The sequence below is a fragment of the Arthrobacter gandavensis genome (assembly GCF_039528575.1).
Classification (GTDB): domain Bacteria; phylum Actinomycetota; class Actinomycetes; order Actinomycetales; family Micrococcaceae; genus Arthrobacter_B; species Arthrobacter_B citreus_B.
Genome location: NZ_BAAALV010000003.1, coordinates 176,456 through 196,910 on the forward strand (window position 1 = coordinate 176,456; position 20,455 = coordinate 196,910).

Annotated in this window: 19 protein-coding genes; 10 read left to right on the plus strand and 9 right to left on the minus strand. The window is 65.6% G+C overall.

The window, feature by feature from the left end; genetic code table 11:
* Positions 1 to 113: 113 nt before the first annotated feature.
* A complete protein-coding gene (locus ABFX29_RS11070; protein WP_152229098.1) occupies positions 114 to 662 on the plus strand; it encodes a hypothetical protein in 549 nt (182 codons plus the stop codon).
* A gap of 78 nt (positions 663 to 740) precedes the next feature.
* On the opposite strand, the gene ABFX29_RS11075 is transcribed toward ABFX29_RS11070, so the two are convergent.
* Positions 741 to 1,382, minus strand: a complete 642-nt coding sequence (locus ABFX29_RS11075) for a maleylpyruvate isomerase family mycothiol-dependent enzyme (protein ID WP_152229097.1) — start codon at positions 1,380 to 1,382, stop codon at positions 741 to 743.
* 38 nt (positions 1,383 to 1,420) lie between these two features.
* The gene (locus ABFX29_RS11080) at positions 1,421 to 1,912 is read right to left on the minus strand and encodes a MarR family winged helix-turn-helix transcriptional regulator (protein WP_152229096.1); all 492 of its coding nucleotides are present in this window, start codon (positions 1,910 to 1,912) and stop codon (positions 1,421 to 1,423) included.
* Positions 1,913 to 2,077: 165 nt separating this feature from the next.
* On the opposite strand from ABFX29_RS11080, the gene uvrA reads away from it, so the two are divergent.
* The 4 genes from uvrA (at position 2,078) to ABFX29_RS11100 (ending at position 6,663) form a co-directional block, all read left to right on the plus strand.
* Entirely contained in the window at positions 2,078 to 4,555 is a 2,478-nt protein-coding gene (gene uvrA, locus ABFX29_RS11085; RefSeq protein WP_152229238.1) for an excinuclease ABC subunit UvrA, read from the plus strand.
* Positions 4,556 to 4,873: 318 nt separating this feature from the next.
* The gene (locus tag ABFX29_RS11090; RefSeq protein WP_152229095.1) at positions 4,874 to 5,350 is read left to right on the plus strand and encodes a DUF2975 domain-containing protein; all 477 of its coding nucleotides are present in this window, start codon (positions 4,874 to 4,876) and stop codon (positions 5,348 to 5,350) included.
* Between the two features lie 14 nt (positions 5,351 to 5,364).
* The gene (locus tag ABFX29_RS11095) at positions 5,365 to 6,048 is read left to right on the plus strand and encodes a DNA alkylation repair protein (RefSeq protein WP_152229094.1); all 684 of its coding nucleotides are present in this window, start codon (positions 5,365 to 5,367) and stop codon (positions 6,046 to 6,048) included.
* A 3-nt stretch (positions 6,049 to 6,051) separates the two neighbouring features.
* Positions 6,052 to 6,663: a dihydrofolate reductase family protein gene (locus ABFX29_RS11100; protein ID WP_152229093.1), complete on the plus strand. Its 612-nt coding sequence runs from the start codon at positions 6,052 to 6,054 to the stop codon at positions 6,661 to 6,663.
* Here ABFX29_RS11100 and nhaA read toward each other — a convergent pair.
* The 3 genes from nhaA to ABFX29_RS11115 form a co-directional block, all read right to left on the minus strand.
* Positions 6,660 to 7,922 carry a Na+/H+ antiporter NhaA gene (nhaA, locus tag ABFX29_RS11105; RefSeq protein ID WP_152229092.1) on the minus strand — a complete coding sequence of 421 codons (1,263 nt, stop codon included), beginning with the start codon at positions 7,920 to 7,922 and terminating at the stop codon, positions 6,660 to 6,662. The two genes, ABFX29_RS11100 and nhaA, sit on opposite strands and share 4 nt — an antisense overlap.
* A gap of 74 nt (positions 7,923 to 7,996) precedes the next feature.
* A complete protein-coding gene (locus ABFX29_RS11110) occupies positions 7,997 to 8,167 on the minus strand; it encodes a hypothetical protein (RefSeq protein ID WP_154577943.1) in 171 nt (56 codons plus the stop codon).
* Between the two features lie 59 nt (positions 8,168 to 8,226).
* Positions 8,227 to 8,580, minus strand: coding sequence for an ArsR/SmtB family transcription factor (locus ABFX29_RS11115; RefSeq protein ID WP_152229091.1), 354 nt, complete (start codon positions 8,578 to 8,580; stop codon positions 8,227 to 8,229).
* 122 nt (positions 8,581 to 8,702) lie between these two features.
* Here ABFX29_RS11115 and arsB point away from each other — a divergent pair, with 122 nt between their 5' ends.
* The 3 genes from arsB to ABFX29_RS11130 are packed head-to-tail and all read left to right on the plus strand — an operon-like array spanning position 8,703 to position 11,664.
* Complete coding sequence (gene arsB, locus ABFX29_RS11120) at positions 8,703 to 9,815, plus strand: ACR3 family arsenite efflux transporter (protein ID WP_211372420.1); 1,113 nt, start codon at positions 8,703 to 8,705, stop codon at positions 9,813 to 9,815.
* The gene (locus ABFX29_RS11125; RefSeq protein ID WP_152229089.1) at positions 9,812 to 10,249 is read left to right on the plus strand and encodes an arsenate reductase ArsC; all 438 of its coding nucleotides are present in this window, start codon (positions 9,812 to 9,814) and stop codon (positions 10,247 to 10,249) included. The genes arsB and ABFX29_RS11125 overlap by 4 nt, the downstream gene beginning before the upstream one ends.
* Before the next feature lie 8 nt (positions 10,250 to 10,257).
* On the plus strand, positions 10,258 to 11,664 hold the full coding sequence (locus tag ABFX29_RS11130) for an NAD(P)-binding protein (protein WP_152229088.1): 1,407 nt from the start codon (positions 10,258 to 10,260) through the stop codon (positions 11,662 to 11,664).
* A 581-nt stretch (positions 11,665 to 12,245) separates the two neighbouring features.
* Here the strand turns inward: ABFX29_RS11130 and ABFX29_RS11135 are convergent.
* The 4 genes from ABFX29_RS11135 to ABFX29_RS11150 all read right to left on the minus strand — a co-directional run bounded on the left by ABFX29_RS11135 (position 12,246) and on the right by ABFX29_RS11150 (position 18,186).
* Positions 12,246 to 14,384 (minus strand): 3-hydroxyacyl-CoA dehydrogenase NAD-binding domain-containing protein, encoded by a 2,139-nt coding sequence (locus ABFX29_RS11135; protein ID WP_152229087.1) that lies wholly within the window; start codon positions 14,382 to 14,384, stop codon positions 12,246 to 12,248.
* Positions 14,385 to 15,626: a thiolase family protein gene (locus ABFX29_RS11140; protein WP_152229086.1), complete on the minus strand. Its 1,242-nt coding sequence runs from the start codon at positions 15,624 to 15,626 to the stop codon at positions 14,385 to 14,387.
* 180 nt (positions 15,627 to 15,806) lie between these two features.
* Positions 15,807 to 16,847 carry a hemolysin family protein gene (locus tag ABFX29_RS11145; protein ID WP_152229085.1) on the minus strand — a complete coding sequence of 347 codons (1,041 nt, stop codon included), beginning with the start codon at positions 16,845 to 16,847 and terminating at the stop codon, positions 15,807 to 15,809.
* Entirely contained in the window at positions 16,840 to 18,186 is a 1,347-nt protein-coding gene (locus tag ABFX29_RS11150) for a hemolysin family protein (protein ID WP_152229237.1), read from the minus strand. Before ABFX29_RS11150 ends, ABFX29_RS11145 begins: the two co-directional genes overlap by 8 nt.
* Positions 18,187 to 18,458: 272 nt before the next feature.
* Here ABFX29_RS11150 and ABFX29_RS11155 point away from each other — a divergent pair, with 272 nt between their 5' ends.
* Positions 18,459 to 19,580, plus strand: a complete 1,122-nt coding sequence (locus tag ABFX29_RS11155) for an NAD(P)/FAD-dependent oxidoreductase (RefSeq protein WP_152229084.1) — start codon at positions 18,459 to 18,461, stop codon at positions 19,578 to 19,580.
* Positions 19,529 to 20,452: an RNA polymerase sigma factor SigJ gene (gene sigJ / locus ABFX29_RS11160; RefSeq protein ID WP_152229083.1), complete on the plus strand. Its 924-nt coding sequence runs from the start codon at positions 19,529 to 19,531 to the stop codon at positions 20,450 to 20,452. The genes ABFX29_RS11155 and sigJ overlap by 52 nt, the downstream gene beginning before the upstream one ends.
* Positions 20,453 to 20,455 lie beyond the last annotated feature (3 nt).

Here is a 20,455-nt window from a genome sequence, read left to right on the forward strand (position 1 = left end):
CTGTCAAAGTCATGCGGCCCAACCTATCGAATCGATGCGATGGTGGGGGACTCCCGGGATTGGCGGGGCAGGACGCACGCCCTGGAATCGCCCGCCTGGGTTAGGGTGTGGCAATGGGAGACCGCCGGGAAATACTGCTGGACCTGTCAGTGGAGAACGCCCATGCTGACGAGCGCATGCGGGACGTACGGGCGTGGTTCCGGGCCAACGGCTTGAGTTCCCCGGACCCGAATGCCAGTGACGACATGTATTCCAAGCATCCTGCGGATGCTCTGGGACCGCGCCTACGGGAGCTGGTGCCTCCGAAGAACCACTTCGCCATCTCGTTCGTCGCCGGGCATGACCTGTATTTCCCAGGGGGCGGCCCACTGGGACCGGTGTGCCGGCGGTGCGGCACGGAAACTGACTTTGACGGCACAGTCCCCCTTGCCGCGGACTGGCTCGCGAGCCGTCTTGAACCCAGTCTCACCTGCCCAAACTGTGACTGGCATGCGCTGTGGGGTGATTGGGACATCAGTGCCTCACTCGCTGTCTGCTCCTTTGCAGTAATCTTCGGCGACGTGTATCTGGAGCCCGACATTAGAGCGCTGGCTGCTGATCTGCAGGACCAGCTGCAGGCAGAACTGGGTGGCCGCTGGAGACTGATGCATTTCCACGACTAGGATCTTGTGCGCGGTTTTGTGCAGGATGACACGCTGGCTAGTGAACCGGAGAAAATGGGGATCGGTCCCGTGCAGCCATCACGTCCGCATCAGCCGCAGCACTGCGGTGCTGCTGCCGTTGAGCTCGCCCTCGCGGACCGGGCGGCCGGACACCGCCAGCAGCAGTGCCACTGCAGGACCGCCCACCAGGTCAGCGCTGCCATGTTCGAAAGTCATGTCGGAGGCAATCAGCCGCAGTCCGTTCGCCCGCTCCTTGCCGCCGCCCAGCTTCACTGATGTCTCCACCTGATGCCGCAGCGCCGCGAGCACAGACGCAGGGGGATAGGCGCGGACAATCCCGAGCGGTCGCCGGATGTCCTCGCCGTGAACCACTGCTTCAACCAGGCGGGTGGCACGTGGTGCCGGCGGTCCGCTGGTCCGGTGCTGAACCGAGCGAAACGCCTCCAGGGTTTCAGCCGGGCTGCTTCCGCGGTGCTTTCGGACGCCGTCGGCATTGCTGCGGTCAAAGTCGAAGCGAGCCCTCACCATGCCGCGCAGGAAACCCAGCCGGGTGGTTCGTGCGGTGTCCACCAGATGGGCAAGGACATCGTGGACACTCCAGCCGGGACACAGAGACGGCCTCTGCCACGCATCTTCCGGAAGGTCCTCCAGATCCGCAATCAGCGCGCGGCGTTCCTCGTGCACTGCCGGCCAGACGGAAGAGCTGCTTCGGGGAGCCATGTTCGGTACTCAACCAGCGCGGGCGGAGGTTGTACAGACTATTTCCGGTCCAGGGTTCCCTCGATGCGAGCCAGCAGTCCGGCGAGAGCCTTCCGCTCCTCGGAGCTGAGGCCCGCCAGGATGCTCTCCTCAGTCGCCAGATGATCCGGCAGCACCCGCTCAACCAGCGCAAGTCCGTCAGCTGTGAGCGCCACCTTCTTTCCCCGCCCGTCCGAGGAGTTTTTGGTACGGGACACCAAACCCCGTTCCTCCAGCCGGTTCAGCCGCTGGGCAATTGCCGCGGAGGTGACCATGGTGCTGGCCGTCAGCTCTGACGGGCTCAGGGTGTACGGAGCACCGGAGCGGCGCAGGGTCGCCAGGACATCAAAAGCAGCGGCGTCGAGACCATGCCTCGCGAAGGTTGCCGCCAGCCGGGTATCCACCTTCCGGGACACCCGGGAGATCCGCCCGATGACAGCCATGGGAGAGGCATCAAGATCCGGCCGTTCCGTTGTCCACTGAGCCAGGATCTGCTCTATCTGGTCCTTCATAGATTCCAACCTATCCGTTTGTGCGCTGATCACGCCGTTGGTGAAACCCAGCCGGATTCACTGATTGGGAAGCAGGCTGCCTGTTAGCGTCGATGGGTGAGCACTAAACCCGTATCTGCTGCCCAGCCCGCTCCCAGCTCCTCCTCCGACCCCGAGGGCAACGGCATGGTCCGTGTCCGCGGCGCCCAGGAAAACAACCTGCGCAGCGTAGACGTCGACATTCCCCGTGACGCGATCGTTGCGTTCACTGGAATCTCCGGCTCAGGCAAGTCGTCCCTGGCGTTCGGAACCATCTACGCCGAGGCACAGAAGCGGTACTTCGAATCGGTTGCGCCGTATGCGCGGCGCCTGATCTCCCAGGGCCACAATCCCAAGGTGGAGGCCATCACGGGCCTGCCCCCCGCCGTCGCGCTCCAGCAGCGCCGAGGCACGGCCAGTTCGCGGTCGACGGTTGGCACGCTCACCACGCTTTCAAACTCGATGCGGATGCTCTTCTCCCGCGGCGGCACCTATCCGGCCGACGCCGAGCCCGGCAGCCTGGATTCGGATGCCTTCTCACCCAACACTGCCGCGGGCGCGTGCCGCGAATGCTCCGGCCTGGGCATCGCTCACACCGTGACCGAAGAGTCCCTGGTCCCTGATCCGTCCCGGACCATCCGCGAGGGTGCCATCGCTGCCTGGCCGGGTGCCTGGCAGGGCAAGAACCTGCGGGACATCCTGATTCACCTGGGCTACGACGTCGATGTGCCCTGGCGGAAGCTCCCGAAGAAGGACCGCGACTGGATCCTCTTCACCGAGGAACAGCCCGTGGTCACCATCACACCGCAGCGCGACCGCGTCGCCAAGCCCTACAAGGGCCGTTTCTGGAGCGCCCGCAGCTACGTGCTGCACACCCTGGCCGATTCCGGCAGTTCGAAGATGCGGGAACGGGTCCTGGAGTACATGGTCTCCGGCCCCTGCCCGGTCTGTGGAGGAGCGGGCCTGCGTCCGGAGGCACTGGCCGTCACTTTCGCCGGCCACAACATCGCTGAACTCAACGGAGCAACCCTGGGCGAGCTGGCCGAGATCATCCGGCCGACGGCGGAACTCAAGGCTGCCGGCACGGCCTCCCGGTCAGCGGCGTCGAACGAGGACACCGAGGTTGCCGTCACCATCACGCGTGACCTTCTGTCCCGCCTCGAGATCCTGATCTCGCTTGGCCTGGGCTACCTCAGCCTGTCCCGTGCCACTCCGACGCTCTCACCGGGGGAGATGCAGCGGCTGCGCATCGCCACCCAGCTTCGGTCGGGCCTGTTCGGCGTGGTCTACGTGCTGGACGAACCGTCCGCCGGACTGCATCCGGCCGACGCCGAACCGCTGTTGGCCGTGCTGCAGGAGCTCAAGGACGCAGGGAACTCGGTGTTCGTCGTCGAGCACAACATGGACGTGGTGCGCAGCGCCGAATGGATCGTCGACGTCGGCCCGCAGGCGGGCGACGGCGGCGGAACCGTGCTCTACAGCGGCCCGGTGGAGGGCCTTGCCAATGTGGCTGAGAGCGCTACCCGTCCCTTCCTCTTCGGCGAGGAGGAGGAAACCGCTCCTGCCCGGCGCAGGGCTGAGCGCTGGCTGTCCCTGAAGGGCATCTCGCGGCATAACCTGCGGGAGCTCGACGCCGACATTCCGCTGGGTGTGCTTACCGCCGTCACCGGCGTGTCCGGGTCCGGCAAGTCCACCCTGGTCAGCCAGGTCCTCGCCGAAGCCGTAGGCACCCAGGTCAACGGCGCGCCGCCGGAAGCCGAGGACGAGGACGAGACCATGGAAGCGGGCAGTGAGGATCCCGGTGTCCAGGTGCGGGACATCAGCGGGCTGGAACACCTTGACCGGCTGGTGAAGGTAGACCAGCGGCCCATCGGCCGGACGCCGCGCTCGAACCTGGCCACCTATACCGGCCTGTTCGACCACGTCCGCAAGCTCTACGCCGGCACGGACGAAGCACGGGCACGCGGCTACAACGCCGGGCGGTTCTCCTTTAACGTTGCCGGCGGCCGTTGTGAAACCTGCCAGGGTGAGGGCTTCCTCGCCGTCGAACTGTTGTTCCTTCCCGGCACCTACGGCCCCTGCCCCGACTGCCACGGTGCCCGGTACAACGACGAGACCCTGGAAATCACCTACCGGGGCAAATCCATTGCGGATGTCCTTGGCATGCGGGTGGAAACCGCGGCGGAGTTCCTGTCCGACCTTCCGGCCGCAGCCCGCAGCCTGAACACCCTGCTCGACGTCGGCCTCGGTTACCTGAGGCTCGGCCAGCCCGCCACGGAGCTCTCCGGCGGCGAAGCGCAGCGCATTAAACTGGCCACCGAACTGCAGCGCGCCCGGCGCGGGCACACCCTCTACCTGCTGGACGAGCCAACTACCGGCCTGCACCCGCAGGATGTGCAGCTTCTGCTGGCCCAGCTGAACCGGCTGGTGGAGGCCGGCGATACGGTGGTGGTCGTTGAGCACTCGATGAACGTGGTGGCGTCTGCTGACTGGGTGATCGACATGGGTCCGGCAGGCGGCGGCGACGGCGGCCGGATCATCTGTGCCGGACCCGCCGAGGAAGTTGCTGCCTGTGAAGCGAGCCGGACGGCGCCGTACCTGGCTGCTGCGTTGAAGAGACTCTGACAGGGCGGCCGGAAGGAACGGACCGGCGGATCGGCAACCGGCGTGCCGCCTGGCCCAAGCCCTCCTGCCGTAGAGATCGCCGGCAATACGGTCGGCACAATAACCTTCGGTGACTTGACGCTCTTTGGAGCGGGTTCCGCGAAACGTTTGGGGAGATAACGCCGTATTGGGAGCGCCATACGAGCGTTATCTCCACGAAGGTTAAACCCGGATGCCGCTTTCCAGCGTTATCTCCCCGAAGGTTGCTGGCCCGAACGAATGAGCAGGGCCCACAAACGTGTGGTTGACAGTACGAACGGACCTGACGAGCATTGCGCTATGACCAAGCAGGAAGCACTGCCACTCCGTTTTGTCCTGGTGACCCTGGGACTCCTGGCCCTGTTGTCGCAGACAGTGCTGCTGCCGCGCCTTGCGGGCGAGTACGCCGCGGCGTATCCGCAGGCCGCACATCTCGCCGTCCCGTACGCGATTGCGGCGATTGTGGCGGTAGCCTGCCTTGAAGCGGCGCTGCTGGCGGCGTGGCGGATACTCAGCATCGTGGTGGCAGAAGGCGGACTAACTCTCGGTGCAGCCGAACCGGCAAACGTCATCGCAGCGTCTCTCGGTCTGTCCGGCATAACCGTTGCCGGGATTTGCGCACACGCCGGGTCCGTAGCCTCCGTGGGCGGCCCGCTGATGCTCATGGGGCTTCTTGCCGGGCTGGCGCTCGTTCCTGCTGCGGTTGCGCTGCGGAACAGGGTCCTGCGAGGCAGCAGCGGCACCGCAGAGATCCCCGGGCCCGCCCACTGGACGTGAGAGGAAACAGCAGCATGCCCGTAACAAGCACCGGAACCACGGTGAATGAGGTGATGGACCAGCTGGCCTCCCTTGAGGACCCGAAGATGCGGGCGATCAACGAGAGGCACGGTGACGACCACGGGGTGAACCTGACCCGGCTTCGCGCCGTCGCCAAGGAGCTGAAGGCGCAGCAGGAGCTGTCCCGTCAGCTCTGGCAAACCGGTGACACCGCGGCTCGCCTGCTGGCGCTGCTGATCTGCAGGCCCAAGTCCTTCACCCAGGACGAACTGGATTCCATGCTGCGCGAGGCACGTAGTCCAAAGGTGCAGGACTGGCTGGTGAACTATGTCGTCAAGAAGAATCAGCACGTCGAAGACCTGCGCCGCACCTGGTTCACCGACCCCGACCCCGTGGTGGCAAGCGCCGGCTGGGCGCTGACCAGCGATCGGGTGGCCAAAAACGCCGATGGCCTGGACCTGCCAGCCCTGCTGGACACAATAGAGGCGCACATGCAGGACGCACCCAGCCGGCTGCAGTGGGCTATGAACACCTGCCTCGCCCAGATCGGGATCGCTCACCCCCAGTTTCGCTCCCGCGCCATAGCCATCGGCGAACGGCTGGAAGTGCTCAAGGACTATCCCACGCCGCCTAACTGCACCTCACCCTACGCACCAGTCTGGATTACGGAGATCGTCCGCCGGCAGGCAGGGGTGTGAACCATGGGAACGATATCCCTTGACCTGTTTCTCACACTGGACGGCGTTTACCAGGGCCCCGGCGGAGCGGATGAGGACCCCTCGGGAGGGTTCTCCCTCGGCGGCTGGCAGGCTGCCTTCGCCGATGCTGAATCCGGCGCCGCGATCATGGAGGGAATCAATGACATGGACGCCCTCCTGCTGGGACGGCGGACCTACGACATCTTCGCCCGGTACTGGCCTCAGCGCGTGAATTCCAACCCGATCGCGGAGAAGTTCAACTCGATGGACAAGTACGTGGTGTCCCGGACACTGGAAGGCGCCGGCTGGGACGGGACCACGGTCCTGTCCGCCGCGGACAAGGCGGCGCAGCTGAAGGAACGCCATGAGGACATTCATGTCGTGGGCAGCGGGGCACTGGCCGGTTCGCTCCTGGCGGCAGGAATCCTGGACCGGCTGAACCTGTTCCTCTATCCCATAACGCTCGGCTCAGGGAAACGCGTTTTCGCCAACGGTTCCGGTGTTCCCGCTGCCTTCACCCTTGCCGCAGAACCGCAGGCTTTCCCATCCGGCGTTGTCCGCCTGGTCTACGAACGTTCGGGGATTCCGGTGACGGGGCTCGACGCCGGTGACTAGTGGCGGTAATGACGGTTCCGGGCGGTTAGGATCACGGCGCCGATCGTCGCGGAAATCATCGACCCCACAATCACGCCCACCTTCATGTGGTCCGAGGCCGCGCCGGAGGGATCGTAGGAAAGTTCGCCGACGAGCAGGGATACGGTGAACCCGATGCCGGCGATGAAGGACATCCCCACGATGTCGATCCAGGCCAGGGACTTGTCTATGGTGATTCCGTGCAGTCTCGTGATCAGGAACGTACCTCCGGTGATCCCGATCGCCTTGCCGAGGACCAGCCCGCCGATGATGCCGAGCGCGATGCTGTCTCCGAGGGACTCGAGCAGTCCGCTGAAGCCGCCCACCGTAACCCCGGCGGAGAAGAATGCGAAGACCGGTACAGCGACGGCGCTGGAGAACACGGACCACTTGTCCGCAAAATGGGCGGCCAGGCCCTCGAAGAGCGGGGTACCGTCTTCCCGCGTGCCGGCCGGAACCCTGGCACGGCCCTTCGCAATAACGGGAACCATAAAGCCAAGCAGGACGCCGGCCACCGTAGCGTGGATGCCGGAGGCATGGATCAGGGCCCAGACACACACACCCAGGGGAATCAGCACCCACCAGGTCCGGACGCCGCGCTGGACCAGCACAGCGAAGACCGCCAGCGGCAGCAGGGCAGCCAGCAGCGGCAGGAACGCAATGTCGTCGGTATAGAAGACGGCGATGATGGAGATTGCCAGCAGGTCATCGACGACGGCCAGGGTCAGCAGGAAAGTCCGCAGGGCCGGCGGCAGCATCCTGCCCACCACTGCGATGACGGCCACTGCAAACGCAATGTCCGTGGCGGCCGGGATCGCCCAGCCATTGAGGGCGTCTCCGCCGGCATTGAGGTTGATCAGCGTGAAGATCAGCGCCGGGATGGCGACTCCGCCCACGGCGGCGACAATAGGAACGACGGCGGTGCGCGGGTCCCGCAGCTTGCCGGCGACGAACTCCTCCTTCAGCTCAAGGCCTACAACAAAGAAGAAGACGGCAAGCAGGCCATCCGCCGCCCAGGCAGCAACGCTGAGATTCAGGTGCAGGGCTTCGGGGCCGAAGGAAAACTCCCGTACTGACTCGTAAAAGTCAGCCAGGGGCGAGTTAGCCAGGATAAGGGCAATCACGGTGGCGCCCAGCAGCAGGGCACCTCCTGTTGTGTCCTTGCTGAGGGTTTGGTGGACACCGCGCCAAATTGAGTGCGGCTGCTGGTTTTCGGGTAGGGCAGGGGAAGAGTGGGACATGGCTGGTTCTTTCACGCGGGGTACCGGGGCAGGGCAGAGTGCACCTGTCCGTCCTCAGATCAGAACGCAGGTGCTTAGCAGGTGCGTGGCGGCGGGCAGCCGGCAATCTCGCCGTGCGCGTTGGTGCCCCAGGAACTCATCCAGCCGTTGGTCCCGCTGGCCCGCTTGGCCAGCAGCAGCCGCTTCAGGTACGCCGTCAGCACCTGTGCGGAAGCACGGGTGAACAGGAGGCGGCGGGCAGTCATGGCGTCCAGTCTAGCAAGGATGCTGATGAATCCGGCCCGTGTGACCCCGGCTCCCAGGCTCAGGAAGCAGGGGACAGGACAGCCGCAGCCCTCTCCAGGGCGCCCGGGATGATGGCGTAATACGCCCACACTCCGCGCTTCTCGCGGCGCAGGATTCCGGCGTCCACCAGGATCTTCAGGTGGTGGGAGACAGTGGGCTGTCCCAGGCCAACGGGTTCCGTGAGATCGCAGACGCAGGCCTCTTTGTTCTCCTGCGCGGCAATGATGGACACCAGGCGCAGCCGAGTTGGCTCCGCCACGGCCTTGAGGAGCTGGGCGAAGCGCTGCGCGTCCTCGGCGCTGAGTATCTCTTGGGTCACGGACGGGCAGCAGGCATCGGCAACGGGCTCGGGAGCTCTCTGGGCAGTGTCCACCGAACCATTATGCCTGAGATTGACATCCTTCGATATAAGGCGGGATAGTCGACATTGACAGATATCGATATAGGTCCCGGCCGCGCCCGGCCGCGCCAAACCCCTTTCCGCTGAGGAGCACTGTGCCCAACCCCGCCGCCGCACCAGCAGCCGCCCAGGCCGCCGCACGGCTTTCCACCCTTGACCGGTTCCTGCCAGTCTGGATCGTCGCCGCCATGGCAGCAGGGCTGCTGCTGGGCCGTTTCGTCCCAGGTATTGGAGCCGCGCTGGACTCAGTGAAGGTCGCAGACGTATCCCTGCCCATCGCCGTCGGGCTCCTGATGATGATGTACCCGGTGCTGGCGAAGGTCCGTTACAGCGAGACCGGCAAGGTGGTGGCTGACCGCAAACTCATGGTCACGTCCCTGATCATGAACTGGGTGGCCGCGCCTGCCTTTATGTTTGCCCTCGCGTGGATCTTCCTCCCGGACCTGCCCGAATACCGCACCGGGCTGATCATCGTGGGGTTGGCCCGCTGCATCGCGATGGTGATGATCTGGAACGACCTCGCCTGTGGAGACCGGGAAGCCGCGGCGGTGCTGGTGGCCATCAACTCGGTTTTCCAGGTCCTCGCGTTCGGAGCGCTGGGCTGGTTCTACCTGCAGGTCCTGCCCGGCTGGCTGGGCCTGGAGACAACCAGCACGGACTTCTCCTTCTGGGCCATCACGCTCAGTGTGCTCATATTCCTCGGCATTCCGCTCCTGGCCGGATTCCTCACCCGTACGTTCGGTGAACGGGCCAGGGGGCGCGCCTGGTACGAGGACCGGTTCCTGCCGAAGATCGGCCCGTGGGCACTCTACGGGCTCCTGTTCACCATCGTGGTGCTGTTCGCGATGCAGGGCGACGAGATTGCCGCGAACCCGCTCGACGTCGCACGCATTGCCCTGCCGCTGCTGGTCTACTTCGTGGTGGTGTTCGGTGCCGGCATGCTGCTCGGCCGGATCCTGAAGATGGGCTACCCGCGCACCACCACGCTGGCTTTCACTGCTGCCGGAAACAACTTCGAACTGGCGATTGCCGTGACGATCGGAACCTACGGGGCGGCCTCCGGCCAGGCGCTGGCCGGCGTCGTCGGGCCGCTGATCGAAGTTCCCGTCCTCGTAGCCCTTGTCTACGCAGCACTGTGGGCGCAGAAGAAATTCTGGCCTGCTGCTACACCAACCCCCGCAGCTCCGGCAGAAAAGGCACGCCGATGACCCCCGCAGCCAAACCATCCGTCCTGTTCGTCTGCGTCCACAACGCCGGCCGGTCGCAGATGGCCGCCGCCTACCTCCGGGTCCTTGGCGAAGGGCGGATCGACGTCCGTTCTGCCGGATCGGAGCCCGCGGACCGAATCAACCCGGCCGCCGTTGCAGCGATGGCCGAAGACGGCATCGACATGTCCGCCGAGCTGCCGAAGGTCCTGACCACCGACGCCGTGCGGGAATCCGACGTCGTCATCACTATGGGCTGCGGGGATACCTGCCCGATCTTTCCCGGCAAACGCTACGAAGACTGGAAACTCGACGATCCCGCGGGACAGGGCCTCGAGGCCGTCCGCCCGATCCGCGACAGCATCCGGTCCCGCATCGAAGCCCTGGTTGCCGAACTGCTCCCCGGCGACTCAACCCGACCCAACCCTTTCGCCTAAGGAATCCCATGTCGAAGAACACCGACACCGCACCATCCCGGCTTCCCGTCGCAGTCATCGGCTCCGGCCCGGTGGGCTTGGCTGCCGCCGCGCACCTGCTCGAACGCGGACTGAATCCCGTCATCTTCGAGGCCGGCAGTTCACCAGCCGCCGCCGTTAGTGCCTGGGGGCACGTCCGGTTGTTCTCACCCTGGCAGTACGACGTCGACGCCGCCGCCCGCCGCCTGCTCGCCGGTACCGGCTGGCAGGAACCCGATGCGCAGGCGCTGCCCACCGGGAACGAACTCGTGGAGCAGTACCTGCGCCCGCTGGCCGCTGTTCCTGCACTCAGGGCCGCTCTGCGGTTGAACAGTGAAGTCCTGGCCGTCACCCGGGAAGGACTGGACAAGACCCGAACCGGCGGACGGGAAAGTACCCCGTTCCTGCTCCGGGTCCGGGATGCATCCGGCAGTGTGACTGACCACCGGGTCCGCGCAGTCATCGATGCCTCCGGTACGTGGAACACACCTAACCCGCTCGGTCAGGCGGGACTCCCTGCCGCCGGCGAAGCGGAGGCCTATGCTGCTGGCGTCATCACTGCCCCGCTTCCTGATGTAGCCGGCCGTGAGCGTGACCGGTTTGCGGGCAGGCATGTCCTGGTGGTGGGCGCCGGCCACTCTGCTGCCAATACGCTTCTGGCCCTGGGGGAGCTGGCTGAACTGGAGCCGGCTACCCGGATCAGCTGGGCCATCCGCAGCAGCTCGCCCGCCGGGGTCTATGGTGGCGGCGACTTGGACGGCCTGCCCGCCCGCGGCGTCCTGGGAAGCCGGCTGCGTGCCCTCGTAGAGGCGGGACGAATTGAGCTGCACACTTCGTTCCGGATCACCGGGTTCAAGACGTCGGACAGCCTCACCATTGTGGGAAGTACCCCGGCCGGGGAAGTGCAGCTGAACGTGGACCTGCTGGTGCCCGCCACCGGCTTCCGTCCCAACCTGGACATGCTGCGCGAAGTGCGGCTGGACCTTGATCCGGCGGTGGAAGCTCCGCGGCAGCTCGGGCCGCTCATCGACCCCGAGTTCCACAGCTGCGGCACCGTGGAGCCGCACGGTGCCAGGCTCCTGAGCCATCCCGAAAAGGACTTCTACATTGTGGGCATGAAGTCCTACGGACGCGCTCCCACGTTCCTGATGGCCACCGGCTATGAGCAGGTCCGCTCCATCGCCGCAGCCTTGGCGGGAGACCGGGAAGCTGCGGAGAGGGTGGAGCTTGTCCTGCCGGAAACCGGTGTCTGCTCTATGGACCTCGGCGGCAGCTGCTGTGATGCGCCTGCGGCTGAGGAGGAAGCCGAGGCATCCTGCTGTGCTGCACCGGAGCCGGCTTTCCTGGGTATACCCACTGGCTTGGCGCACGGGCGCTCCGCCCGTGAGGAGAGCTAAGGGCGCAGCTTTGCGGGCGGGACCCAGCAGCAGGCCCGGCTTTGTTTTCATCGGCTTCCCCTTGCATATCGCCAGCTCCACCGGCCGCAGGATGCCCTCGATCGGGCTGTCCGCCCGGGTCGAGGCAACACCTCAGCGGCTCAAAGCGATTGCCCATCATCCTCTGGGGAGATAACGGCCTTTAGGGACGCTCCGGCGCAACCTTCGGTGAGATACCGCCCTTATGGGAGCCGTATTCCGGCGTCAACTCCCCGAAGGTTGGGCACGAGAGACCCATAGCAGCGTTATCTCCCCGAAGGATCGGCACGAGAGACCGATAGCAGCGTTATCTCCCCGAAGGATCGGCGATGTCGGGCGAACCTCGGCGGCCGTGAATGGCACGCACCAAGGCTTAGCGAACGCAACAGCGCCGGACGGACCGGGTTAGGCGGCTTTAATACTCCTTGCGAGCTCTGCGAGCAAAGGAGTTTCGTTGCCGCCGTTCCGGTCCGCCCGGCGCGTGCCAAGCGTGCCAAGCGTGCCAAGCGGGCCAAGCGGGCCAAGCGGGCCAAGCGGGCTAAGCGGGCAAAACAGGTGAAGAACTAGGCAGCAGCCACCGGAACAGCACCGGCGTTGAACAGCTTTCCGTTCACGCGGTCCGAGGCTCCAACACGGTCCAGGTACGGAGTGATTCCGCCCAGGTGCATCGGCCAGCCGGCGCCGAGGATGACGCAGAGGTCAATGTCCTCCGGACCAGCCACAACGCCTTCATCCAGCATCTTGCCGATCTCCTCGGCGAGGGCGTCCTGTGTGCGGCGCAGGACTTCCTCGGAAGTGGACGGCGAGTCACCGAACGTCAGCATGTCCAGGGTTTCCTGCGGCACGTACGGCTTGCCGTCCCCGTCCTTCTGCCACAGCGACTTGATGCCGGCATCGATGAGCTTCTGCGAGTTCTCCGAGACGTAGAACCGGTCACCAAAGGCAGTGTGCAGGGATTCCTGCACGTGCTGTCCCACCGGCAGGCCCACCAGGGCCAGCAGGTTGAACGGTGTCATGGGCAGGCCCATGGGGCGCAGTGCGTTGTCCGCCGTGGCGGCGTCGGTCCCCTCGTCAAACACCTTCGTGATCTCGCCGAACATACGCCCCAGGATCCGGTTCACCACAAACGCAGCAGCATCCTTCACCAGTACGGCGGTCTTCTTCAGCTGCTTGGCGAGGACAAAAGCGGTAGCCAGCACGGCATCGTCGGTCTTCGGCGCGCGCACGATCTCCAGCAGCGGCATAACGGCAACCGGGTTGAAGAAGTGGAAACCTACAACGCGCTCGGGGTGCTGCAGGTCAGCAGCCATTTCCGTCACCGACAGCGAGGAGGTGTTCGTGGCCAGGATGCACTCGGGGGAGACGACGGCCTCCACCTCGGCAAAGACCTGCTTCTTCACGGACATTTCCTCGAAGACGGCCTCAATCACGAAGTCGGCATCCGAGAACGCTTCCTTGGACACGGATCCTGTGACCAGAGCCTTGGTGCGGTTCGCGGCGTCGGGGGAGATGCGGCCCTTGCCCAGCAGTTTGTCCACCTCGGCATGTACGTAGCCCACGCCCTTGTCCACACGCTCCTGGTCGATGTCCGTCATGACCACCGGCACCTTGAGCTGCTTGGCGAACAGCAGGGCGAGCTGGCTGGCCATCAGGCCTGCGCCGACGACGCCGACCTTGGTGACCGGACGGGCCAGCTTCTTGTCCGGGGCTCCGGCGGGGCGCTTGCCCCGCTTCTGCACCAGATCCAGGAACGCGTACACGGTGGACTGGAACTGCGGGGTCTGCATCAGTTCTGCCAGTGCATCGCATTCGGCTTCCCGGGACTGCTCACGGGTCCAGTCCTTGCCCGCTTCGAGCAGGTGCAGCACCTTGGCCGGAGCCGGTGCGGCGTTGGAGGTGCGCGCTTCAACGAAGGCACGCCCGGCGGCAACGGCGGCGTCCCAGCGGTCCGCAACTTCGGAAGGCTCGACGGCGTTGGGACGGTTCACGCTCTCAGCACCGGTGATCACCCGGGAGGCCCAGGCGAGGGACTGTTCCAGGAAGTCGGCCGGTTCGAACAAAGCATCGGCGACGCCGAGCTTGTAGGCAGCCGGACCGGAAAGGGTCCGGTTGTTGCTCAGCGGGTTCTCGATCATCACCTTGACGGCATTCTCCGGACCGATCAGGCGCGGGAGCAGGTAGACGCCGCCCCAGCCCGGAACCAAGCCGATGAATGCCTCGGGCAGGGCGAGGGCACCCGCGCCCGTCGATACCGTGCGGTAATCGGACTGCAGGGCAATCTCGAGTCCGCCGCCCAGTGCAACACCGTTGATGAAGGCGAAGCTGGGGACCCCAAGGTTGCCGAGCTTGGCGTAGACCTCGTGGCCCAATGCCGCCATGGCTACCCCGTCCTCGTACTCACCGAGGGTCTTCACTGCGGACAGGTCTGCACCGGCCACCAAATAGTGCGGCTTGCCGGTGACGCCGACGCCTACGATCTCGCCCTTGTCTGCGCGCTCCTTGAGCGCATCAAGGACACCGCCCAGTTCCAGCAGTGTGTTCGGGCCCAGCGTGGTGGGACGGGAGTGGTCGACGTCGTTGTCCAGCGTGATCAGCGCGAAGGTGCCGGCACCGCCGGGCAGCTCGACGTCGGAGACGTAGGAGTGGGTGACAACCTCGTTGGGGAAGAGCCCGGCGAGGCGCTGGAAATCAGTGGCAGTCATTTACTTCGAAGCCTCCGTGGACTCGGTGTTGTAGTCGGGGTGGTTGGGGTTTTCCCAAATGACGGTGGCGCCCATGCCCAGGCCAATGCACATGGTGGTCATGCCGTAGCGCACCGAGGGGTCTTCCTCGAACTGGCGGGCCAGCTGGGTCATCAGGCGAACGCCCGAGGACGCCAGCGGGTGCCCGACGGCGATTGCACCGCCGTAGCGGTTCACCCGGGGATCGTCGTCCGCAATGCCGAAGTGGTCCAGGAAGGAGAGTACCTGCACGGCGAAGGCCTCATTGATTTCGAACAGGCCGATGTCCTCGATGGACAGGCCCGTCTGCTTCAGCGCCTTCTCCGTGGCCGGCACCGGGCCAATGCCCATCACCTCCGGCTCGACGCCGGCGAAGGCGTAGCCGACCATGCGCATCTTGACCGGGAGGCCGAGTTCCTCGGCGGCGTCGGCGGAAGCGAGCAGGGCCGTGGTGGCGCCGTCGTTCAGGCCGGAGGCGTTGCCCGCGGTGACGCGGCCGTGCGGGCGGAAGGGGGTGCGCAGGGTCGCGAGGTCCTCGACCGTGGTTCCCGGGCGGGGCCCTTCATCAACGGTGCTGAGGGTCCACCCGGCGCCGGCCTTCTTGGTGGCAACGGGAACCAGGTCCGGCTGGATCTGGTTGCCGGCGTAGGCCTTGGCCAGTTTCTCCTGGCTGGCGGCGGCGTACGCGTCGGTGCGCTCCTTGGTGATGTCCGGGAAGCGGTCGTGCAGGTTCTCGGCGGTGTTGCCCATGTTCAGGGCGGCGGGGTCCACCAGGCGCTCGGTGACGAATCGCGGGTTGGGATCTGCGTCCGCCCCCATTGGGTGGTGGCCCATGTGCTCCACGCCGCCGGCAATCACGACGTCGTAGGCACCGAAACCGATGCCCGACGCCGTAGTGGTCACGGCCGTCATGGCGCCGGCGCACATACGGTCGATGGCGAAGCCGGGAACGCTGCGGGGGAGTCCGGCCAGCAGGGCGGCGGTGCGCCCGATGGTCAGGCCCTGGTCTCCGGTCTGGGTGGTGGCAGCAATCGCTACCTCATCCACCCGCTCGGGCGGCAGTGAAGGGTTGCGGCGCAGGAGTTCGCGGATGCACTTGACCACCAGGTCATCGGCACGGGTGTCGGCGTACATGCCCTTCTCGCCGGCGCGTCCGAAAGGCGTGCGGACGCCGTCGACGAAAACTACGTCCCTGATCTGCCGTGCTCGGCTCTGTGGGCTCACGTACTGCTCCTCTTTGAGATGTGGATTAGCTCACGCTCAATGTTACTAGCGAGTAACTTAGGCTGCAAGGGTTGCCGCCGCGTGGCGCAGGCCGCCTCCAGCCCAGCAAATTCCGGCAGATACGGCAAGACCCGGAACCCGCGAGTCGCGGATTCCGGGTCTTGTGACCGGACGGAGGAGCTAGACGCTGGTGGCGTCCTGAACTTCGCCGACCAATTCCTCGATGATGTCCTCCAGGAAGAGCACACCGGTGGTGTTGCCCTCGGCGTCAAACACGCGGGCAACGTGCGCTCCGGTCCGCCGCATGGTGTCCAGGGCGTCCTCAAGCTCGCTGCCGCGGAACGCGGAGGCGAGGCGGCGGATCCGCTTGGCCGGAACCGGAGCATTGAACTTCTCCGCAGTATTCAGGTCCATGACGTCCTTCAGGTGAAGGTAGCCGGTCAGCCCGCCGTCCGCATCGGCCAGAATGTACCGGGAGAAGCCGTGGCTGCCTACCGCCGCCTGAATATCCGCGGGGGTGGGTTCAGCAGGCACAAGCACCATCTCGGCCAGGGGAACTTCAACATCGGCAACGGTCTTGGACGTGAACTCGAAGGCGTTCGTCAGGGCGCCGGTTGTGTCATCCAGGACGCCCTCGCGGGTGGACTGCTCCACAATCGTCGCCACTTCATCCAGGGTGTAGGCGCTGGTCGCTTCGTCCTTGGGCTCCACCTTGAACAGGCGCAGCACGCCGTTCGCGATGGAGTTCAGGCTCCAGATCACGGGCTTGAAGATCCTTGCCACGAGCACCAGCGGGGGAGCCAGCAGCAGCGCCGCACGGGTCGGCACCGAGAAGGAGATGTTCTTCGGGATCATCTCGCCTACCACCACGTGCAGGAAGGTCACCAGCAGCAGCGCCACGACGAAGGCGGTGATGCTGATTGCCTCCGGAGTCAGTGGAGTGCCGGCCAGGGGGATTTCCAGCAGGTGGTGGATGGCCGGTTCGGAGACGTTCAGGATCAGCAGCGAACATACGGTGATGCCCAGCTGGCTGGTGGCCAGCATCAGGGTGGCATGTTCCATGGCCCACAGCGTGGTCTTGGCTGCCTTGCTGCCTTGGGCGGCCTTGGGCTCAATCTGGGACCGGCGGGCAGAGATGACGGCGAATTCGGCACCCACAAAGAAGGCGTTGACGGCAAGCAGTACAAACAGCCAGATAATGCCGGGCAGGTACTCACTCATGGATGGCTTCCTTCGTCAGGGTGTCGACCAGGCGGTCGTGCGCGCTGCGCGGTGATTCCGAACCGGGGTTGGGGGTGAAGCGCAGGCGCTCGACATGCGTGCCCACCACGCGCTCGACGCGCAGGACGCCGTCGTCAACCTCCACTTCGTCGCCGAGTTCAGGCATCCGGTCCAGGCAGTGCGTGACGAAGCCGGCGAGGGTTTCATAGTCCTCGCCTTCCGGCACGGTAATGCCGGCACGGTCGAGCAGTTCATCCGGGCGCAGGGAAGCATCGAAGGTGACCGCGCGTCCGGTGCGGACGACGCCGACGCGCGCGCGGTCGTGTTCATCCTCCAGCTCGCCGACGATTTCCTCGACGAGGTCTTCCAGGGTGACGACGCCGGCGGTTCCGCCGTGTTCGTCGGTCACCACAGCGATCTGCAGCCCCTGGGAACGCAGGATGGCCAGCAGGGAGTCAACGCCCATGGATTCGGGGACCCGCAGCGGCGGGACCATGACGTCTGCCGCGGTTGTGGTGGCACGCTGGTCCAGCGGCAGGGCGAACGCCTGCTTCACGTGCAGCACACCAAGGATGTCATCGGAGTCCCTGCCAAGGACAGGGAAGCGGGAGTAGCCGGTGGAGACGGCAATGGCGATGATGTCCTCAGCAGTGTCCGTGGCCTGGACGCCGACCATCCGCACGCGCGGGGTCATGACGTCTTCGGCCGTGTGGTCGGAGAACCGCAGGGTTCGGTGCAGCAGCTCGGCATGGTCCTGGTCCAGCACGCCTTCCAGGGCGGACCGGCGGACCAGGAAGCTCAGTTCCTCGGCACTGCGGGCGCCGGAGAGTTCTTCCTTCGGTTCGATGCCGAAGGAGCGGATCACCTTGTTGGCGGTGTTGTTGCACAGCAGGATGACGGGCTTGAAAACGGTGGTGAACAGGGCCTGGAAAGGCACAACCACCTTTGCGGTGGCCTTTGGGAGTGCCAGGGCGAAGTTCTTCGGGACAAGTTCACCGATGATCATCGAGAGCAGGGTGGCCACCGCGATGGCGATGACCGCTCCGGTGCCGCCGACGAAAGCTTCGGGCACTCCTGCCGACGTGAGCGGGCCGCGCAGCAGGGAGCTGATGGCCGGCTCAAAGGTGTAACCGGAAAGCAGGGTGGTCAGGGTGATGCCCAGCTGGGCACCTGAGAGATGGGTGGAAGTGATCTTCAGGGCCTTGATCGTGGGACCAAGACGCTTCTCCCCGGCGGCCTGGCGGGCCTCGAGGTCACTGCGGTCGAGGTTGACCAGGGCGAATTCAGAAGCAACGAACAGGCCGGTACCGACCGTCAGCACAAGGCCGACGCCGATCATCAGCCATTCATACCAGTCGTTCACTTGGGGTGCCCTCCTCGAACCAAATCATCCAGAACTTCATCTGGGTCAGGGGAGGGCATGGGTTTATGAGAAGGGTCGTCCATAGTAGCAATGAGCTTACGGTTATTTCCTAGGAAAATCCTGATAAGCCCTAGCCAGAGCGCCTGATCCTGAAAACCCCGCGTGCCTGCTGTCACAAAACGGCTGCCGGCGGTGTCTTATGTGCAACCGCAAATACGGTGCGGCACCCAAAAGCAGGAGGAAGATCCGTGGACACGACAGCAGTAATTCTTGGCGCCGGCTACGCCGGCGTCATGGCAGCTAACAGGCTGGCAGGGCAGGGGGTGCGGGTGCGTCTGGTCAGTCCCGAACGGCGCTTTACGGAGCGTATCCGGCTCCATGAGTTCACCGCCGGCACCAGGGCTGACCCGACCGTTCCCTTCAGCAGCCTGCTGCATCCGGACATTGAGATGGTGTACGGCGTTGCGGAGAACATCGACGCAGCTTCGCGCCGCGTCGCGCTTTCCAATGAGGCGGTGCTGGACTACGACTGGCTGGTCTACGCCGTGGGAAGCGGAAACGGCTCCGTGCCCGCCGGAGCTGAAGCACCGAGCTGTCTCTCCGGTGCCGGCCCAGCGCGGGAGAAACTGCGAAGCCTAAAGCCCGGGGACCCGGTAGCGGTGGTGGGAGGCGGACTGACCGCCGTCGAAGTGGCTGCGGAAACGGCGCACGCCTATCCGCACAACCCCGTGACGATCTACGCCGCCGGGCCGGTGATTCAACACTTTTCGGGCAGTACCAGGCGTGGTGTGCTCCGCAGCCTGGAGCGCGCCGGAATTTCCGTGCGGCAGGAGATGGTGGAGGCGGACCGCCTGCCCGAAGCAGCAGCAGTGCTGTGGTGCACGGGTTTTGGGGTCCCGGACCTGGCAGCACGAAGCGGACTAGCGGTTGACGCCGCAGGCCGGCTGGCGGTTGATTCACGCCTGCGGGCGGTGGGCCGGGAACGGATCTTCGGAGCCGGCGACGCCGCGGTCATCACCGACCCCGGTTACTCATACCTGCCGCAGACCTGTGCCACGGCCATGCCGATGGGCGCCGAAGCGGCGTCGAACATCCTGCGCACGCTGGCAGGGGAACCGCTCCCGCCTCACAACAGCGGCTTCCAGGGGCAGTGTGTCTCACTCGGACGGCAGGACGGCGCTTTGCAATTCCTGCACCCCGGCTACACCCCACGCAGAATCCACCTGCACGGGAGGGCTGCCGCAATGCTAAAAGAAGTACTGTGCCGCATGACTCTGAAGTGGATCCGCGGCGAAGCCAAGAGAAGCGGAGCGTACACATGGCCGGCCGGACCCCGGATGACCCCAGCACCGGCACTGGCGGAAGCCTGAGGGCAGACCGCGGTAAGGAGTTCCTCGCGCACCGCCGGATGGTGTTCACCATCGCGTACAACGTCACCGGTTCGGTAGCCGACGCCGAGGACGTGGTTCAGGAAACGTACCTGCGGTATGCCGCCGTTGCCCAGGCTCCGGCGCATCCGCGGGCATACCTGGCGCGGGCAGCGTCCAGGCAGGCCCTCAATGCAGTCCGCGCCGCGTCACGGCGGCGCGAGGACTATCAGGGTGAATGGCTGCCCGAGCCGCTGCCAACCGGACCGGACGCCGGCGGGAGGCTGAACCCCGAGGCGGCAGCACTGACCGAGGCGGAAGTATCCACCGCCATGCTGGTGCTGCTGCAGCAGCTGGGCGGATCCGAACGCGTGGCCCTGGTGCTGCGGGACGTTTTTGGGTTCGCGTATTCGGAGGTCGCAGCGGTCCTGGAGTCCTCCGAGCCCGCTGTCCGGCAGCTGGTCCACCGCGCAAGGGGCCGGGTGCGCACACCACAGCCGCGCAGCCTGCCGGACAAGGCCGAGCACCGTGCCGCCGTCGAGCGTTTCCTGGAGGCGGCGCTGACCGGGCAGACCCAGGCACTGCTGGATGTGCTGGCGCCGGACGTGGTGCTGCACTCCGACGGCGGCGGAAAGGTAAGCGCAGCCCGCCGGCCGGTCTACGGGCCGGAAAAGGTTGCTGCCCTGCTCCTTGGGCTGGCTTCCAAGTTTGGTGCCGGTGCGGCGCCGGAGTTCATCGAGCTGAACGGGCTGCCCGCCGTAGCCTTCCGGGAGGAGGGCACAGTGACAACCGTCTTCCAGCTGCAACGGGAGGACGGGCTGATCACAGGGGTATATGCCATGCGGAACCCGGACAAACTCGACCGGGTGCAGTAGTTG

Bases quoted from the DNA above. Each gene is read 5' to 3' on its own strand.
- ABFX29_RS11075 (WP_152229097.1), bottom strand. From the start codon at position 1,382: ATGGCTCCCCGAAGCAGCTCTTCCGTCTGGCCGGCAGTGCACGAGGAA.
- ABFX29_RS11150 (WP_152229237.1), bottom strand. From the start codon at position 18,186: ATGATCGGCGTCGGCCTTGTGCTGACGGTCGGTACCGGCCTGTTCGTT.
- nhaA (WP_152229092.1), bottom strand. From the start codon at position 7,922: ATGTCCCACTCTTCCCCTGCCCTACCCGAAAACCAGCAGCCGCACTCA.
- ABFX29_RS11095 (WP_152229094.1), top strand. From the start codon at position 5,365: ATGCCCGTAACAAGCACCGGAACCACGGTGAATGAGGTGATGGACCAG.
- ABFX29_RS11145 (WP_152229085.1), bottom strand. From the start codon at position 16,847: ATGAGTGAGTACCTGCCCGGCATTATCTGGCTGTTTGTACTGCTTGCC.
- ABFX29_RS11135 (WP_152229087.1), bottom strand. From the start codon at position 14,384: ATGACTGCCACTGATTTCCAGCGCCTCGCCGGGCTCTTCCCCAACGAG.
- sigJ (WP_152229083.1), top strand. From the start codon at position 19,529: ATGGCCGGCCGGACCCCGGATGACCCCAGCACCGGCACTGGCGGAAGC.
- ABFX29_RS11090 (WP_152229095.1), top strand. From the start codon at position 4,874: ATGACCAAGCAGGAAGCACTGCCACTCCGTTTTGTCCTGGTGACCCTG.
- ABFX29_RS11100 (WP_152229093.1), top strand. From the start codon at position 6,052: ATGGGAACGATATCCCTTGACCTGTTTCTCACACTGGACGGCGTTTAC.
- ABFX29_RS11080 (WP_152229096.1), bottom strand. From the start codon at position 1,912: ATGAAGGACCAGATAGAGCAGATCCTGGCTCAGTGGACAACGGAACGG.
- ABFX29_RS11125 (WP_152229089.1), top strand. From the start codon at position 9,812: ATGACCCCCGCAGCCAAACCATCCGTCCTGTTCGTCTGCGTCCACAAC.
- ABFX29_RS11070 (WP_152229098.1), top strand. From the start codon at position 114: ATGGGAGACCGCCGGGAAATACTGCTGGACCTGTCAGTGGAGAACGCC.
- ABFX29_RS11110 (WP_154577943.1), bottom strand. From the start codon at position 8,167: ATGACTGCCCGCCGCCTCCTGTTCACCCGTGCTTCCGCACAGGTGCTG.
- ABFX29_RS11130 (WP_152229088.1), top strand. From the start codon at position 10,258: ATGTCGAAGAACACCGACACCGCACCATCCCGGCTTCCCGTCGCAGTC.
- uvrA (WP_152229238.1), top strand. From the start codon at position 2,078: ATGGTCCGTGTCCGCGGCGCCCAGGAAAACAACCTGCGCAGCGTAGAC.